The following is a 14,734-nucleotide window of genomic DNA, read 5'->3' as shown; positions in this document are numbered from 1 at the left end:
GAATGCCATGATGATCGGTCCGGACAAGCGGAGTTGGGGGCGGCACAGCTGGCTGTTCACGCCGGCGACCAAGCCGGACCGGTTTGATCGGGCCGCCGCCGCCGGGGCCGATGCCCTGATCATCGATCTGGAAGATGCGGTAGCTCCGGCCGACAAGGCACCGGCTCGCGAGGGGGCGTTGGCTTGGCTGGCTCGCCCAGCGCCCGCAAGGGGGCCATTGCGCACCCTCAGGATCAACAGTCCGGCCAGCCGTCACGGGTTGGAGGACCTGCTGGAGCTTCTCCGGTCGTCGGCGCTGCCCGATTTGTTGGTGATCCCCAAAGTCGAATCAGCCGATGTCGTCGTGTTGGTGGACCGTCTGCTGGCCGACGCCGGCAAGGCGACCCCGCTGGTGGCGCTGATCGAGAGCGCGCGCGGTGTTGCCAACGCCGCCCCCATCGCCCAATCCAGCCCGAATCTGGAAGCGCTGCTCTTTGGCGCCGCCGATTACGCCGCCGATCTTGGCGCCGAACTGGACTGGACTTCGTTGCTGTTCGCCCGTTCCAGCGTCGTCAACGCGGCGGCGCTGACAGGTCTGACCACCATTGACTCACCGTTCTTCGCCATCGACGAGGAGGAGGGGCTGCGGCGCGAGGCCACCGCCGCCGCGCGCCTTGGCTTTATGGCCAAGGCTGCCATTCATCCGCGGCAGGTTTCCCTTATCAATGATTTGTTTCGTCCGTCTGTGGAACAGCTTGCGCAAGTCACGAAGATTTTGGCGGAAAATGATAAGGGAGTAGGTGTGGTGGATGGAAGGATGATCGACGAGGCGGTGGCCCGCAAAGCGCGCCGACTGCTTGAAGCTTCCCGGTTCCAGGCGTCTCAAGACAAACGGGTGCCGGAAGATCGCTGACTGATCTTTGCGTGGCGGAGCTGAGTGTCCTGTTTGCCATTTAATATTCCGACAAGACGGACTATTAAATGGACTGGAAAATTAACAAATCCTAATGGGAGAAGTCATGCGCCTTCAACTTACACATGCTCTGCATCGACAGCTGCAGCAGAGGCCGGCGGAAATCGCCTCCGTCTATGGTGATCACCGCTTCACGTGGAGTGAGCTGGTCGATCGCTCCGCCCGTCTGGCCGGGGCTCTGCAGGCGCTCGGCATGAAGCCCGGCGACCGGGTCGGCATGCTGGCGGTGAATTCCCACATCTACATCGAATACATGGCCGGTGTGTGGTGGGGCGGCGGGGCGCTCAACCCGGTCAATATCCGTTGGAGCCCGGCCGAGGTCGCCTTCTCCCTGGATGATTGCGACACCCGCATCCTGCTGATCGATGACCGGTTTGCTGGTTGTGGTGACGAGCTGCGTACACTTTCAAAGTCACTGCAGGTGCTCATTTACATTGGTACTGGTGAGACGCCTGCCGGCATGCTGAACTATGACGAGCTGTTGCGGACCACCCAGCCGGTTTCCGATTACGGATCAGGCGGCAACGATCTGGCAGGAATCTTCTACACCGGCGGCACCACCGGCTTTCCCAAGGGCGTCATGCTGTCTCACGAAGGGTTGCTCAGCAACGCCATCGGCTGCTTGATGGAGTTCAATTACACCGAGGATGAAATTATCCTGGCGGCTGCACCGATCTTCCACCAAGCCGGCATGTGCATCATCATCCGCGCTTTCGTGCGTGGCCGCCGCACGGTGGTGCTGGACGGTTTCGATTCAGTGCAGATGTTGGAGACCATTGAGCGCGAGCGGGTAACCTTTACCCTGCTGGTGCCGACGATGATCCAGCGCATGCTGGATTGTCCCGATTTTGCCAAGCGCGACATCAGCAGCCTGCGCCGCATCATCTACGGAACCTCGCCGATCGGAGAGGCATTGCTGGCCCAGGCGCTGAACGCGTTGCCAGGTGTGGAGTTGGTGCAGGGGTATGGCATGACCGAGACCGGCGGTCCTTACACCATCCTGCCGCCACACTGTCATCGGCTGTCCGACAACCCACGCGACAAGCAGCTGCTGCGTTCCGCCGGTCGCCCGGTCTGGGGCATGGAAATGCGCATCGTCGATCTTGATGGCCAGGAATTGCCGCGCGGCCAAACCGGTGAGATCGTGTCACGTGGGGCCGGTGTGATGCTGGGCTATTGGAACCGGGAGGCCGAGACCAAAGCCGCCATCCGCGACGGCTGGATGCATTCCGGTGACATGGGCTACATGGACGAGGAAGGCTATGTCTACATCGTCGATCGTCTCAAGGACATGATCGTCAGCGGCGGCGAGAATGTTTACTCGGCCGAGGTCGAGAGCGCGCTTGGTACCCATCCGGCGGTCGCCATGTGCGCGGTGATTGCGGTACCCAGCGACGCCTGGGGCGAGGCGGTGCACGCGGTCGTGGTCCTGCGCGAAGGCATGAGGGCCACCGCCGAGGAACTGCGTGGGCACTGCAAGACGCTGATCGCCGGCTACAAATGCCCGGTCAGCTTCGAATTCCGCGACACCATGCCGTTGTCAGGCGCCGGCAAGTTGCTGAAGCATGTTCTGCGCGAGCCTCATTGGAAGGATCGCAACCGGCGCGTCGGCTGATCGCATGGCGTGTTGAGCCCGGTCCGACGGGTTGGGCGCTATGGCGGGAGCCGAAGACCGGGGAGGAGTATTCCCCTCCCCGGGACGCGTCAAAACTGCTCGGCCGGGAGGGTCACCGTGATGCCGTCCAGCGACTCGTTGAGGCGGATTTGGCAGGCCAACCGGCTGTTGGGCTGACGGTCCGGATTGGCGTCGAGCATCGCCGCTTCGGTTTCCAAGGGGGGAGGCAGGGCGGTGGCGAACCGCTCGTCGATGAAGCAGTGGCAGGTGCCGCAAGTGCAACCGCCGTTGCAGTCGCCATAGATGCCGGGAATCCCCTTGTCCTTGGCGGTCTGCATCAGGCTGCGTCCGGGCGTCGCGTCGACACGGTGCTCGGTGCCGTCGTGCTCGATGTAGGTCACGGAAACCATACGTTCGCTCGCAAAAAATGGGCGGATGGCGATGCGGAGAAAGGCTTGGCCGCACGACCATCGCCCCCTCCGTCTAAAAACGACTTTGACATAGTCCGACGCGTCGGTCTATTATAAAAACACAGGCTGCGGCGTGAGGAAACAGCCGCCACCGCTACAGAGGAGTTGAGTTCATGGGGAACGACGCTGCATTGAGCCGCTCGGGGCAGGGCGGATCGCTGCCCAATTGGGGTGACGTCATCCGTCCCGATCACATCCACGGGTCGCTGTACACCAATCCCGCCGTTTTCGAGGCCGAGCTGGAACGGATCTGGCGACGCACCTGGGTCTATGTCGGCCACGAGAGCGAAGTGCCGAAGCCCTTCGACTACGTGATGAAGTCGATCGGTCCGGAGCCGATCATCATGACCCGGGGGCGCGATGGTCAGGTGCATCTTGTGCACAACCGCTGCCCGCACCGCGGCAAACATGTCTGTGTGGTGGAGAAGGGCAACGCCCGTTCCTTCACCTGCCCCTACCATGGCTGGAGCTTCGACAACGACGGCCCGATTCGCGGAATGCCGTTTCCGTCTGGCTACGACGGGGTGGATCGTGACCTGCTGGGGCTTGGCAAGGTCGCCCGCGTCGCGTCCTACAAGGGGTTTGTGTTCGGGTCGTTGGCCGCCGAAGGTCCGACGCTGGAAGAGCATCTTGGGGGCGCCAAATACGCGCTTGACGCCCTCTGCAACCTGTCGCCCGAAGGTGAAGTTGAAATCACCTCCGGATTCTTGAAGCATAAGGTTCGCGCGAACTGGAAGTTCCTGGTCGAGAACGAGACCGACGGTTATCATCCGGCGTTCACGCACGCTTCGATCTTCGAAGTCGCGGGAAGCCGGATCGCGGAACTTTACGGAAGCGATTCCTTGTGCGTGGCTCGCGATTTCGGGAATGGTCATACGGAGATGGACCTGCGCCCGGAGTTCCGCAAGCGCGATGAGCCGATGAGTTGGTTTGGAACCAGCGCCGAGAAGCTTCCGGATTACGTGGCGCGAATGAACGCCGCGTACGGGGAGAAGAAGGCGCGGGAAATTATGATCGACGGGTCTCCGCATATCATGATTTTCCCTAATCTCTTTATTGCTGAAATCCAGATGTTTGTTATTCAGCCGATTTCGGTTGATCTGTCGGTGCAGCACGTCACTCCGCTTCAATTCAAAGGAGCGCCAGATCTGAATCGCCGCCTGCGCCAGCAGACGATGGGGTCTGTGGGGCCGGCCGGCTTCCTGCTTGCTGATGATGCCGTGATGTATGAGGGCACGCAGCGTGGCGTTCACTTCACCAACCCAGAGTGGCTTTATCTCGGACGCGGCCGTCACCGCGAGCGTATTGATGCCGATGGATACCGTATCGGCGAAATTACCGACGAAGTTACAACGCGTGGAATCTGGAGCCATTACCGTTCTCTGATGGAGGCTGCATAATTATGGCACAGGAAAAAGTGGGATCGCTTCTCGAGGAAGTGACGCAATTCGTCTATCGCGAAGCGCGTTTGGCGGACGAGCATCAATACGAGGCGTGGGAATCGCTGTGGACCGACGATGGCATATATTGGGTTCCTGCCGATAACGACGGCGGAGATCCGAACCTGGTGATGTCAATCATCTATGACAATCGTTCACGCATCGCCTTGCGAGTCAAACAGTTGCTTACCGGGCGACGTTACAGCCAGGAGCCGCGCTCGCGGATCCGGCGGATTGTATCGAACGTCGAAATCCTTGACCAGGATGAGCGTGGAATCCGGATCGGGGCCAATTCCATTCTTTACGAAGCCCGCGACGGGGCTGAAAACATCTTCCCGTCGCGCAACGAATATATTCTGCGCCGCGAAAATGACGGCTTCCGGTTGGCATACAAGAAGGTTTCCTTGGTGAATGCCGAAGAAGGTCAGTTCGCAATGGCCTTTATCATCTGACGAAGCGCGCCACTCCGAAGGGAAATTCACGATGACGGCTGACAACGATCAGCGCCTCGCCCTCGTCGGCGAGGGGCCGGTGCTTCTCGACCTTTATCCAGACGGGGTGGCGCATCTTCGCCTCAACCGACCGGACGCGGCCAATGGCCTCAATCTGGACATGCTCGAAGGGCTTCAACAGGTCCTGCTGCGGGTCCATGGCGATCGCCGCGTTCGCGCCGTGCTGTTGACTGGCGAAGGTAAGAATTTCTGCGCCGGTGGAGACGTTCACGTTTTCCTGCAGCAGGGCGAGGCTTTGCCGGAATACATCCGCATAGCAACCGCCCGCCTCCAGGTGGTGGCAAGCCAGCTTATCCGTCTGAACGCTCCGGTGATCGCCGCCGTCCATGGGTTCGCGGCTGGTGGTGGCGGCCTGGGGCTGGTCTGCTCCGCCGATCACGTGGTCGCCGGGGAATCCGCCAAGTTCCTGGCTGGCGCCACCCGCGTCGGAATGGTGCCGGACGCTGGCGTTTCGGTCACCTTGCCCCATCTGGTGGGCTTCCGTCGGGCTATGGACATCCTGATGTTCAACCCGGTGATTCCGGCCAGTGATGCCCTGTCCATGGGGCTGATCAGCCGGGTCGTTCCCGACGATCGTCTGGCCGACGAGGCGATGGCGATGGCCCGCCAACTGGCGGCTGGCGCCACCGTGGCGCTCGCGGAGACCAAGCGCCTCTTGTGGAACGGCCTGAACCAGAGCGTCGATGGCTGTATGCCGGCGGAAAACCACGCCCAAGCACAGCTGGCGGCGACCGCGGACGCGCTGGAAGGGTTGGCCGCCGTCATCGAGAAGCGTGCGCCGCGCTTCACGGGGCGCTGAACCATGGCGATGCTGTCCAACCCGGTCTCGGGCCGGCGCGCCTTCCTGACCGGCGGAGCGCTGGGCATCGGCCAAGCCATTGCCCGGCGCTTTGCAGACGCCGGCGTGCAGGTCGTGATTGCCGATTGCAACATCACCGCCGCCCAAACCCTGGCGGAGGAAATCGGGGCGACGGCTGTAGCGCTTGACGTCAGCGATCTCGACCGCGTCTCCCGTGTGATCGCCGATCAGATCGCCGACAGCGGCCCGTTCGACATTCTGGTCAACAACGCCGGGGTCGACCAGCACGCCTTCTTCACCCACACAAGCCCGGACGATTGGCGGCGGCTTTTCGCCGTCAATCTGGAGGCGGTCCTGGCGACCACCCACGCCGTGTTGCCGGCAATGCAGGAAGCAGGCTGGGGGCGTATCATCAACATCGCGTCCGAGGCCGGCCGGCTGGGCTCGCGCGGCGGCTCGGTCTATGCGGCCGCCAAGGGTGGCGTCATCGCCTTCACCAAGTCCATTGCCCGGGAGAACGGGGCCAAGGGCATCACCGCCAATGTTGTGGCCCCAGGGCCGATCGATACGCCGCTCTTGCGGCAGGCCGTGGCGCAGGGCGGCGAGAAGCTGCTGCGGGCGATGACCGTGGCGACCTTGCTCGGCCGACTGGGCACCGCTGACGAGGTGGCAGCAGCCGTCGCTTTCCTTGCCTCCGATGCGGCCGGTTTCATCACCGGTGAAACGCTGGGAGTTTCCGGCGGTATGGGATGCGGTCAATGAACGATCATTCCCCTTCGGACACGGATAAGCCCATCGACGCCGTCATCGAGCGGGTGCGGTCCGTCTACGGGCGCTGGAACCGCTCGACCACGGTCGAACAGATGCGCCAGGACTGGGATGCGTTGTTTGGCGCGTCTCCTGTCGCGGCCGAGGTGACCGCGGTCGACGTCGGAGGAGTCCCAGCCGAATGGGTGCATTCCGAGGCGGTGGATGCCGACCGCATTGTCCTCTATTTCCACGGCGGCGGCTTCCAGGTCGGCTCCCCTCGCTCGCACCGCGAACTGATGGCCCATATTTCCGCCGCGGCCTCGTGCCGGGTGCTGGGGGTGGACTATCGGCTGGCGCCGGAGCACCGCTTCCCGGCCCCGCTGGAGGACGCCACCGCGGCCTATCGGTGGCTTCTGGAGGCCGGTCATCGGCCGGCGGACATCGCGTTTGCCGGGGATTCGGCCGGTGGCGGGCTGGCACTGTCGACGCTTCTGTCGCTGCGTGACGCGGGGCGGCCAATGCCGGCGGCGGCCGTGGCGATGTCGCCCTGGACCGACCTCACCGTTTCCGGTGCGTCGTATGAGACGCGGGCCGCGGCCGACCCCATTCATCAGCGTCACCTGGTCCAGGCCATGGCGCGCGGCTATCTCGGACCCGATGGCAATCCGCACAACCCCCTGATTTCGCCGCTTTTTGCCGATCTTCACGGGTTGCCGCCGCTGCTCATCCAGGTCGGCGATCGCGAGACGGTGCTGAGCGACGCCACCGATTTTGCCGACAAGGCCCGCAACGCCGGCGTCCTGGTCGACCTCCAGGTGTGGGACGGCATGATCCATGTGTTTCAGCAATTTCCGAACGACCTGCCGGAGGCGCGCCGCGCCCTTGCCGGCATCGGTGATTTTCTGAGGACCCATTTCGGGTCTCGCTCCATTCCCCAGCAAGGTGCCGGACAATGATTGGTATCGTGAAATACGGTGGCTATGTACCTCGTCTGCGGCTGAGCCGCCGCGCCGTGGCGGAGGCCAATGCCTGGTACGCTCCCCATCTGGTCGGCAGGGCCAAGGGCAGCCGGTCGATGGCCAATTGGGACGAGGACAGCCTGACCATGGCGGTCGCGGCGGCCCGCGACTGCCTGGGGCCGTCGGAGGAGCGAGGCAATATCCGGTCGCTCTTCCTCGCTTCCTGCACTTTGCCCTTCGCTGAGCGGCTGAACGCTGGTGTCGTTTGTGAGGCGCTGACCCTCGACCAGACGGTCGAGGCCCTGGAGTTTGGCGGTTCGCAGCGCGCCGGCCTGTCGGCACTGACCCAGGCGGTTGCCAGGGTACGCGCCGGTGGCGGCGACACGCTGGTGCTGGCCGCCGACAGCCGCGACAGCCGGGCTGCCAGCACTCAGGAGCTGGACTTCGGCGACGGCGCCGCTGCCCTGCTGCTGGGAGATGGGGATGTGGTCGCCGAATATCTCGGCTCGGGCACCCTGACCGTCGATTTCATCGACCATTTCCGCGCTGCCGGCGAGGACGTCGATTATGCCTGGGAAGAACGCTGGGTGCGTGACGAGGGGATTTCCAAGTTGGTGCCGAAGGCCGTTGCCGCCGCCCTGGCCGAGGCACAGGTGAAGGCCGAGGCGATCGATCACTTCATCTTCCCCTCGACCTTCCAGAAGATGGACCAGCAGGTGGCCGCTCGCTGCGGCGTTCGACCCGAGGCGGTGGTGGACAGTCTGCAAGACCGCATCGGCGAGACCGGCACAGGCCATGCCCTGCTGGTGCTGGCCCATGTGCTGGAGTCCGCCAAGCCCGGCGCCCTCATCCTGGTCGCCCAGTTCGCCAGCGGCGCCCAGGCCGTGATCTTTCGCGTCACCGAGGCGATCCGCTCGGCGCGGCCGGCCAAGGGCGTCAGCCACTGGCTGGCCCATGGGACGGAGGAGACCAACTACACCAAGTTCCTTTCCTTCAAGGGCCGCCTGGTGCTGGAGCGCGGCATGCGCGGCGAGCAGGACCGCAAGACGGCGCTCAGCACCGCCTACCGCCACCGTTCGGCCATCCTCGGGCTGGTGGCCGGGCGCTGCACCGAAACCGGCAAAGTCCATTTTCCACCCTCGCGCCTGTCCTACGAGCAGGGGAATCCGCGCAAGGATACCCAGGTGCCCCACCAACTGGCCGAGCGTAAGGCGACGGTCCTGAGCTGGTCGGCCGAGTATCTGTCTTTCCACCGTTCGCCCCCGCACTGCTACGGGCAGATCGATTTCGATGGCGGCGGCCGCATTCTGATGGAGTTCACCGACGTCGCCAAAGGCGATGTGGAATCCGGGACGGAAGTGGAAATGGCTTTCCGGATCAAGGACATCGACGAAGTCAGACACTTCACTCGCTATTTCTGGAAGGCGGTTCCGGTGCGTCCGGCCGCCGCGTCCGACCGGCCCGCAGCGGAGTAAGCAATGGCCAAGGGAATCAAAGACAAGGTCGCCATCCTGGGCATGGGGTGCAGCAAGTTCGGCGAACGCTGGGACGCCAGCCCGGAGGATCTGATGGTCGAGGCATACCTCGAAGCCATGACCGATGCCGGCATCGCGCCAGAACAGATCGACGCTGCGTGGTTTTCCACCCACATGGACGATGTCGGCACCGGCCGCGGCGGCACGCCGATGGCCATCGCCCTCAGGCTGCCCGACATCGGTGTGACGCGTGTGGAGAATTTCTGCGCCGGCGGTTCCGAAGCGATCCGGGCAGCCGTCTACGCAGTGGCCTCGGGGGCATGCGACATCGCCCTGGCCCTCGGCATCGAGAAACTGAAGGACACCGGCTATGGCGGTCTGCCGGTGGCCACAGTGGGAACCTACATCCCGCAATGGTATCCGAATGCCGTCGCGCCTGCCAATTTCGCTCAGCTCGCTTCGGCCTACCGGCGGCGGCACGGGGTACCCGCGGATCTGCTCAAGCGCGCGATCGCCCATGTGTCGGTCAAGAGCCACGCCAATGGCGCGCGCAACCCCAAGGCCCATCTGCGAAAGGAGATCACCGAGGAGCAGGTGCTGCGTGCCCCGATCGTCGCCGAACCGCTGGGACTGTTCGACTGCTGCGGCGTATCCGACGGTGCCGCGGCCGTCATCGTGACCCGACCGGACATCGCCCGGAACCTAGGCAAGCGCGATCTGGTCACCTTCAAGGCGCTCCAGGTGGTTGCCTCCAACGGCTGGGAAATGCAGTCGAACGAATGGGACGGCAGCTATGTTCACACGGCCCGCGTTGCTGCCCAGCGCGCCTATGCGGAGGCGGGCATCGCGAATCCACGCACCGAAATCAGCATGACCGAGGTCCATGACTGCTTTTCCATCACCGAACTGGTGACCATGGAGGATCTCGGCCTCTCCGCGCCGGGCCGGGCGGTCCATGACGTGCTCGATGGCGTGTTCGACGCCGGCGGCAAGGTCCCCTGCCAGATTGACGGTGGGCTGAAGTGCTTCGGCCACCCAATCGGCGCCAGCGGCATCCGCATGCTTTACGAGATGTATCTCCAGCTGCTGGGCCGTGCCGGCCCCCGCCAGCTCAGCGCCCCCAGGATCGGTCTCACCCACAATCTGGGCGGGCAGCCGTCGCAGAATGTGTGTTCGGTGTCGATCGTCGGTCTGGAAGGAGCCTGAGGCCATGGGAGACCCCGTCGTTCTCGTCGATCGGCCATCGCCACGAGTGGCGCGTCTGTTGATCAACCGACCCGACAAGCGCAACGCCATCGACCATGCTGTTCGGGCTGAGATGATCGAGGCGTTGACCGCGCTGGCTGGTGACCGAACGGTCCGAGCCCTGGTATTTGGGGGAAGGGACGGGGTCTTCTCGGCTGGAGGCGACATCCCGAGCATGGTCGGGCTGGATGAGGATGGCGCCCGCGCTCGCATGCGTCATATCCACAGCCTGTGCCGGCTGATCGCCGACAGTCCGGTCCCGGTGGTCAGCGCGATTGAGGGCATCGGTGCCGGCGGGGCCGTCGGTCTGGCATTGCTCGGCGACCGGATCGTCGTCGGCCCCGGCACGAAAATCCTCTTTCCCTTTCTGAGGCTGGGGCTGACGCCGGACTGGGGCCAGTTGCTGACCCTGCCGCGCCGGGTCGGTCTGCCGGCCGCACGGCGACTGTTGTCGTCGGGCGACATAGTTGGCGGCGACGAGGCCTTCCGCTTGGCTCTGGCCGACCGATTGGTGCCCGACGCCGAGGTGATGGAGGCCGCCATCGCCGAGGCCGAGCGGATGGCTCTGTTGCCGCTCGATGCCTTCCGTCGCATGAAGGGCCGGCTCAACGAGCCATCTTCCTCCCTGGAAGCTGAATTCCGGCGCGAGGAAGACGATCAGGCGGTCTGCCTGCTGAGCGATGACTTCGATGAAGGCTACCGGGCCTTCGTCGGCAAACGCACCCCCGACTTCACCACACAGTGATGCGCTTCCAATGACCAGCACCCAATCCAACAGCGGTGTTCCGCTCACCATCGGCGTCGTCGGTGCCGGCACCATGGGCCAGGGCATTGTTCAACTGTTCGCCCAGGCGGGGCACCGCGTGCGCGTCTTCGACGCGGCCGATGGAGCAGCCGCCAAGGCGGTTGCCGCCGTCACCGCGATGCTGACCCGCCTCGTCGAGAAGGGCCGTTTGACGACCGACGAATACGAGGCCGTCCGTGCCCGCATGCTGTCAGCCAGCCAGCTTTCCGATCTGGCCGATTGCGATCTGGTGATCGAAGCCATCGTCGAGAATCTGGAGATCAAGCGCCAGCTGTTCCGCGATGTGGAGGGCATCGTCCGGGAGGATGCGATCCTCGCCAGCAACACCTCCTCGCTGACGGTTTCGGAGATCGCCGCGGCTTGTGCCCGGCCACAACAGGTTGCCGGCTTGCATTTCTTCAATCCGGTGCCGCTGATGAAGGTCGCCGAGGTGATCGCCGCCGTGCGTACGGCCCCGACCGTCGTCGAGCGGCTGCGGGGGCTGATCGAGGGCGCCGGCCACCGGGCGGTGGTGGCGGCCGACCAGCCGGGCTTCCTGGTCAACCACGCCGGACGCGGACTCTATACCGAGGGTCTGCGCCTCGTGGAGGAGGGCGTCGCAACACCGGACGCAGTGGACCGGGTGCTGCGCGAGGCCGCGGGCTTCCGCATGGGCCCCTTCGAGCTGCTGGATCTGACGGGCCTCGACGTGTCGAGCAAGGTGATGGAGTCCATCTACGAGCAGTTCCAGCAGGAACCGCGCTACCGGCCTTCATCGCTGGTGCCGCCGCGGGTAGCCGCCGGCCTGTTCGGGCGCAAGAGCGGTGCCGGCTGGTATGTCTATGACGAGAAGGGCGGCCGGGTTGATCCTCCGCTGCCGACCGTGCCGCCGCTGCCGGCCGGGCTCGCCTTGTGGATTGATCCCGAGGCGGCCCGCCGGGTGGACATCGCGGCGCTCGCCGGCGCCAACGGCGTGCTCGTGGTGGACAGGGCTGAGGACGCCGCGCTGCAGGTCATCCAGCCCTGGGGCAGGGATGCCACCAGCCACGCCGTCGCGCGTGGGTTGGACGCGACCCGTTGCGTGGCGATCGACCCGCTGCCGGATTTCAGCGTCCACCGCACGCTGATGCTGACCGCCGTCACCGCCGGCGAGGCCCGCGACGCCGCGTGGGCGTTGTTGGCCGCCGATGGCGGCAGGGTCACCGTCATCAACGACAGTCCGGGCTTCATCACGCAGCGGGTGCTCGCCACCATTGTCAACATCGCCGCCACCATCGCCCAGCGCGGCATCGCAACGGTGGAGGATCTGGAAGACGCGGTGCGGCTCGGCCTTGGTTATCCCCTTGGGCCGCTCAGCTGGGGTGATCGCATCGGCGGAAGCCGCATTCTGGAGATCCTGCACGCGATTCAGGAGCAAACCGGCGATCCTCGCTACCGCCCGAACCCCTGGCTGACCCGCCGGGTCCAGCTTGGTCTGTCACTGCTGACGCCCGACGCGGCGCGTTGCAAATCATAGTGGAGGCAGGCGTGACAGAAGCAGCTTCACCGAACGCGGCGACCGTCGGGGCCGGGCCGTTGGCGGGTCTGCGCGTTGTCGAGGTGTCCGCCTTCGTGGCGGCACCGCTGGGTGGTATGACGCTGGCGCAGCTGGGGGCGGACGTCATCCGCATCGACCCCATTGGCGGCAACATCGACATCAATCGCTGGCCGCTGGCGCCGAGCGGTGACAGCCTTTATTGGGCTGGTCTCAACAAGGCCAAGAAATCGGTCACGCTGGCGCTCGACAGCAAAGAAGGACAGGAGATTGCCCAATCGCTGATCTGCGCCGACGGTGACGCCGCCGGCATCCTGCTGACCAACCTGCCCGCCAAGGGCTGGATGTCCTATGAGGCGCTGCAGGTCCGCCGGCCGGACCTGATCATGCTGCGGCTGACCGGCAATTACGACGGATCCAGCGCGGTCGATTACACCATCAACTGTGCCGGCGGCTTCCCAATGGCGACCGGCCGGGGCAATGAACCCGTCAACCATGTGCTGCCGGCCTGGGACGTTGCGGCAGGCCTGTACATTGCTGTCGGCTTGCTGGCGGCGGAACGGCGGCGGCGGCAGACCGGCGCTGGCCAAGAGATCAGCATTGCCCTTTCCGATGTCATGCTGGCGACCATCAGCGCCCTCGGCTACATCGCCGAGGTGCAGATCAACGGTACCGTCCGCCCGCCCATGGGCAATGACCTGTATGGTGCCTACGGCCGGGATTTCACCACCGCCGACGGTCGCCGGGTGATGATCGCGGCAATTTCCAACCGGCAGTGGCGGGCGATCGGCAAGGCGACCGGCCTTGCCGATCGGTTCGCGCTGATCGGCGAGGCGATGGGTGTCGACCTCGGCGACGAGAGCGGGCGATTTGAGGCGCGCGAAGCGATTTCGGCGCTGCTGGCGCGTTGGTGCGGCAGACAGACTCTGGCCGAGATTGCGACTGCCTTCGATGGCGCCGGCGTGCTGTGGGGCCCTTATCAGGACTTCGGCCAACTGGTGCGCGAGGATCCGCGCTGTTCGACGAAGAATCCGCTGTTCCGTGATTTGGAGCAGCCGGGCATTGGCCGCCACCTGGCCGCCGCGTCGCCGCTGACCTTCGCCGGTATGGACCGTGTTCCCGGTGCAGCGCCGCGCCTTGGCCAGCACACCGACAGCGTGCTGTCCGACATTCTGGGAAAGAGCGCTGCTGAAATCCGGCGGCTGCGTGGGGCTGGCGTGCTGGCCGCACGCGAGGGGGAGTGAGATGATAGCAGGACAAGAGCTTTTCTCCGGTTGGGAGCCTGCGCCCGAGGAGCAGACGGCGATTCTGGCGCCGGAACAGGCGCGGGCCCTCGCCGCCACGCTCGGCGTTGCGATGGAAGGCTGGGAGCGGGGGCGGGAACTGCCGCCCCTCTGGCAATGGATCTATTTCACACCGCTTGCGCCGGCCGATGCGGTGGGAGAGGACGGACACCCGAGACGCGGCGGCTTCTTTCCGCCGGTCACCCTGCCCCGTCGCATGTTCGCAGGCGGCCAGTCGAGCTATCTGGCACCGCTGCGGCTCGGGGTGGAAACCCGGCGTCGGGCCGAGATCATTGGCATTCAGACCAAAAGTGGCGGCAGCGGGCCGCTGATCTTCGTGCGCGTGCGCCACCGCTTCCACCAGGAGGGCACCCTTTGCATCGAGGAGCATCAGGACATCGTCTATCGCGACGATGGCGGACGCGTCGCGGCCCCGGTGCCGGTGGAGTTGCCACCCCCGGCGGATGGAACCTGGAGCCGTCAGGTGGTTCCCGATCCGGTGCTGCTGTTCCGCTTTTCCGCCCTGACCTTCAACGGCCACCGCATTCATTACGACCGTCCCTACGCCATGGAGCGGGAGGGTTATCCCGCCCTGGTCGTCCACGGTCCGCTGATTGCCACCCTGCTTGCCGATCTGGTGCGCCGCCATGATCACCGCCGGGTCACCGGCTTCACCTTCCGCGCCAAGGGACCGCTGTTCGACAGCCATCCCTTTCGTCTGATCGGCGCTCCAGGCGAGGACGGCTGTACGCTGGCCGCCCAGGGAGCGGACGGCACGACCGCCATGGAGGCATTCGCCGCCTTCGGCGATCCGGTTGGCGATGGTCCGACCCACTGAAGGCCCCCGTCTTCCCCTCCGATCCACCCCAGTCGGCCAAGCCCTGCCGCGTCTTGGGCTGCCTCGCAGACCCCGCATT

Annotated in this window: 14 protein-coding genes; 13 read left to right on the top strand and 1 reads right to left on the bottom strand. The window is 64.9% G+C overall.

Annotation, left to right across the window (positions count from 1 at the left end):
* Positions 1-7 precede the first annotated feature (7 nt).
* Both F1643_RS21060 and F1643_RS21055 read left to right on the top strand, forming a co-directional pair.
* On the top strand, positions 8-892 hold the full coding sequence (locus F1643_RS21060) for an aldolase/citrate lyase family protein (protein WP_206692605.1): 885 nt from the start codon (positions 8-10) through the stop codon (positions 890-892).
* A 106-nt stretch (positions 893-998) separates the two neighbouring features.
* Entirely contained in the window at positions 999-2,567 is a 1,569-nt protein-coding gene (locus F1643_RS21055; protein WP_194915251.1) for a long-chain fatty acid--CoA ligase, read from the top strand.
* An 89-nt stretch (positions 2,568-2,656) separates the two neighbouring features.
* Here F1643_RS21055 and F1643_RS21050 read toward each other — a convergent pair whose 3' ends face one another.
* Positions 2,657-2,977 (bottom strand): 2Fe-2S iron-sulfur cluster-binding protein, encoded by a 321-nt coding sequence (locus tag F1643_RS21050; protein WP_194915249.1) that lies wholly within the window; start codon positions 2,975-2,977, stop codon positions 2,657-2,659.
* Between the two features lie 173 nt (positions 2,978-3,150).
* On the opposite strand from F1643_RS21050, the gene F1643_RS21045 reads away from it, so the two are divergent.
* Genes F1643_RS21045 through F1643_RS20995 form a run of 11 tightly spaced genes read left to right on the top strand, consistent with a single transcriptional unit; the run spans position 3,151 to position 14,655 of the window.
* The gene (locus F1643_RS21045) at positions 3,151-4,437 is read left to right on the top strand and encodes an aromatic ring-hydroxylating dioxygenase subunit alpha (RefSeq protein WP_194915248.1); all 1,287 of its coding nucleotides are present in this window, start codon (positions 3,151-3,153) and stop codon (positions 4,435-4,437) included.
* A gap of 2 nt (positions 4,438-4,439) precedes the next feature.
* Positions 4,440-4,928, top strand: a complete 489-nt coding sequence (locus F1643_RS21040) for an aromatic-ring-hydroxylating dioxygenase subunit beta (RefSeq protein WP_194915247.1) — start codon at positions 4,440-4,442, stop codon at positions 4,926-4,928.
* A complete protein-coding gene (locus tag F1643_RS21035) occupies positions 4,888-5,787 on the top strand; it encodes an enoyl-CoA hydratase/isomerase family protein (RefSeq protein ID WP_370540741.1) in 900 nt (299 codons plus the stop codon). Before F1643_RS21040 ends, F1643_RS21035 begins: the two co-directional genes overlap by 41 nt.
* Before the next feature lie 3 nt (positions 5,788-5,790).
* Entirely contained in the window at positions 5,791-6,549 is a 759-nt protein-coding gene (locus tag F1643_RS21030; protein ID WP_194915244.1) for an SDR family NAD(P)-dependent oxidoreductase, read from the top strand.
* Positions 6,546-7,493 (top strand): alpha/beta hydrolase, encoded by a 948-nt coding sequence (locus F1643_RS21025; RefSeq protein WP_194915243.1) that lies wholly within the window; start codon positions 6,546-6,548, stop codon positions 7,491-7,493. The genes F1643_RS21030 and F1643_RS21025 overlap by 4 nt, the downstream gene beginning before the upstream one ends.
* The gene (locus tag F1643_RS21020; RefSeq protein ID WP_194915242.1) at positions 7,490-8,971 is read left to right on the top strand and encodes a hydroxymethylglutaryl-CoA synthase family protein; all 1,482 of its coding nucleotides are present in this window, start codon (positions 7,490-7,492) and stop codon (positions 8,969-8,971) included. Before F1643_RS21025 ends, F1643_RS21020 begins: the two co-directional genes overlap by 4 nt.
* Positions 8,972-8,974: 3 nt before the next feature.
* Positions 8,975-10,177 carry an acetyl-CoA acetyltransferase gene (locus tag F1643_RS21015; protein WP_194915241.1) on the top strand — a complete coding sequence of 401 codons (1,203 nt, stop codon included), beginning with the start codon at positions 8,975-8,977 and terminating at the stop codon, positions 10,175-10,177.
* A 4-nt stretch (positions 10,178-10,181) separates the two neighbouring features.
* A complete protein-coding gene (locus F1643_RS21010; RefSeq protein WP_194915240.1) occupies positions 10,182-10,961 on the top strand; it encodes an enoyl-CoA hydratase/isomerase family protein in 780 nt (259 codons plus the stop codon).
* A gap of 10 nt (positions 10,962-10,971) precedes the next feature.
* Positions 10,972-12,516 (top strand): 3-hydroxyacyl-CoA dehydrogenase, encoded by a 1,545-nt coding sequence (locus tag F1643_RS21005; protein ID WP_194915239.1) that lies wholly within the window; start codon positions 10,972-10,974, stop codon positions 12,514-12,516.
* Entirely contained in the window at positions 12,516-13,778 is a 1,263-nt protein-coding gene (locus tag F1643_RS21000; protein ID WP_370540745.1) for a CoA transferase, read from the top strand. Before F1643_RS21005 ends, F1643_RS21000 begins: the two co-directional genes overlap by 1 nt.
* 1 nt (position 13,779) lies before the next feature.
* Entirely contained in the window at positions 13,780-14,655 is an 876-nt protein-coding gene (locus F1643_RS20995) for an acyl-CoA dehydrogenase (protein ID WP_194915238.1), read from the top strand.
* Positions 14,656-14,734 lie beyond the last annotated feature (79 nt).

Source organism: Azospirillum sp. INR13 (assembly GCF_015390205.1).
Classification (GTDB): Bacteria; Pseudomonadota; Alphaproteobacteria; order Azospirillales; family Azospirillaceae; genus Azospirillum.
Note: the sequence above shows the minus strand (reverse complement) of the source record. Positions and strands in the feature narration are given on the sequence as shown.

Bases quoted from the DNA above. Each gene is read 5' to 3' on its own strand.
- F1643_RS21060 (WP_206692605.1), top strand. From the start codon at position 8: ATGATGATCGGTCCGGACAAGCGGAGTTGGGGGCGGCACAGCTGGCTG.
- F1643_RS21055 (WP_194915251.1), top strand. From the start codon at position 999: ATGCGCCTTCAACTTACACATGCTCTGCATCGACAGCTGCAGCAGAGG.
- F1643_RS21050 (WP_194915249.1), bottom strand. From the start codon at position 2,977: ATGGTTTCCGTGACCTACATCGAGCACGACGGCACCGAGCACCGTGTC.
- F1643_RS21045 (WP_194915248.1), top strand. From the start codon at position 3,151: ATGGGGAACGACGCTGCATTGAGCCGCTCGGGGCAGGGCGGATCGCTG.
- F1643_RS21040 (WP_194915247.1), top strand. From the start codon at position 4,440: ATGGCACAGGAAAAAGTGGGATCGCTTCTCGAGGAAGTGACGCAATTC.
- F1643_RS21035 (WP_370540741.1), top strand. From the start codon at position 4,888: ATGCCGAAGAAGGTCAGTTCGCAATGGCCTTTATCATCTGACGAAGCG.
- F1643_RS21030 (WP_194915244.1), top strand. From the start codon at position 5,791: ATGGCGATGCTGTCCAACCCGGTCTCGGGCCGGCGCGCCTTCCTGACC.
- F1643_RS21025 (WP_194915243.1), top strand. From the start codon at position 6,546: ATGAACGATCATTCCCCTTCGGACACGGATAAGCCCATCGACGCCGTC.
- F1643_RS21020 (WP_194915242.1), top strand. From the start codon at position 7,490: ATGATTGGTATCGTGAAATACGGTGGCTATGTACCTCGTCTGCGGCTG.
- F1643_RS21015 (WP_194915241.1), top strand. From the start codon at position 8,975: ATGGCCAAGGGAATCAAAGACAAGGTCGCCATCCTGGGCATGGGGTGC.
- F1643_RS21010 (WP_194915240.1), top strand. From the start codon at position 10,182: ATGGGAGACCCCGTCGTTCTCGTCGATCGGCCATCGCCACGAGTGGCG.
- F1643_RS21005 (WP_194915239.1), top strand. From the start codon at position 10,972: ATGACCAGCACCCAATCCAACAGCGGTGTTCCGCTCACCATCGGCGTC.
- F1643_RS20995 (WP_194915238.1), top strand. From the start codon at position 13,780: ATGATAGCAGGACAAGAGCTTTTCTCCGGTTGGGAGCCTGCGCCCGAG.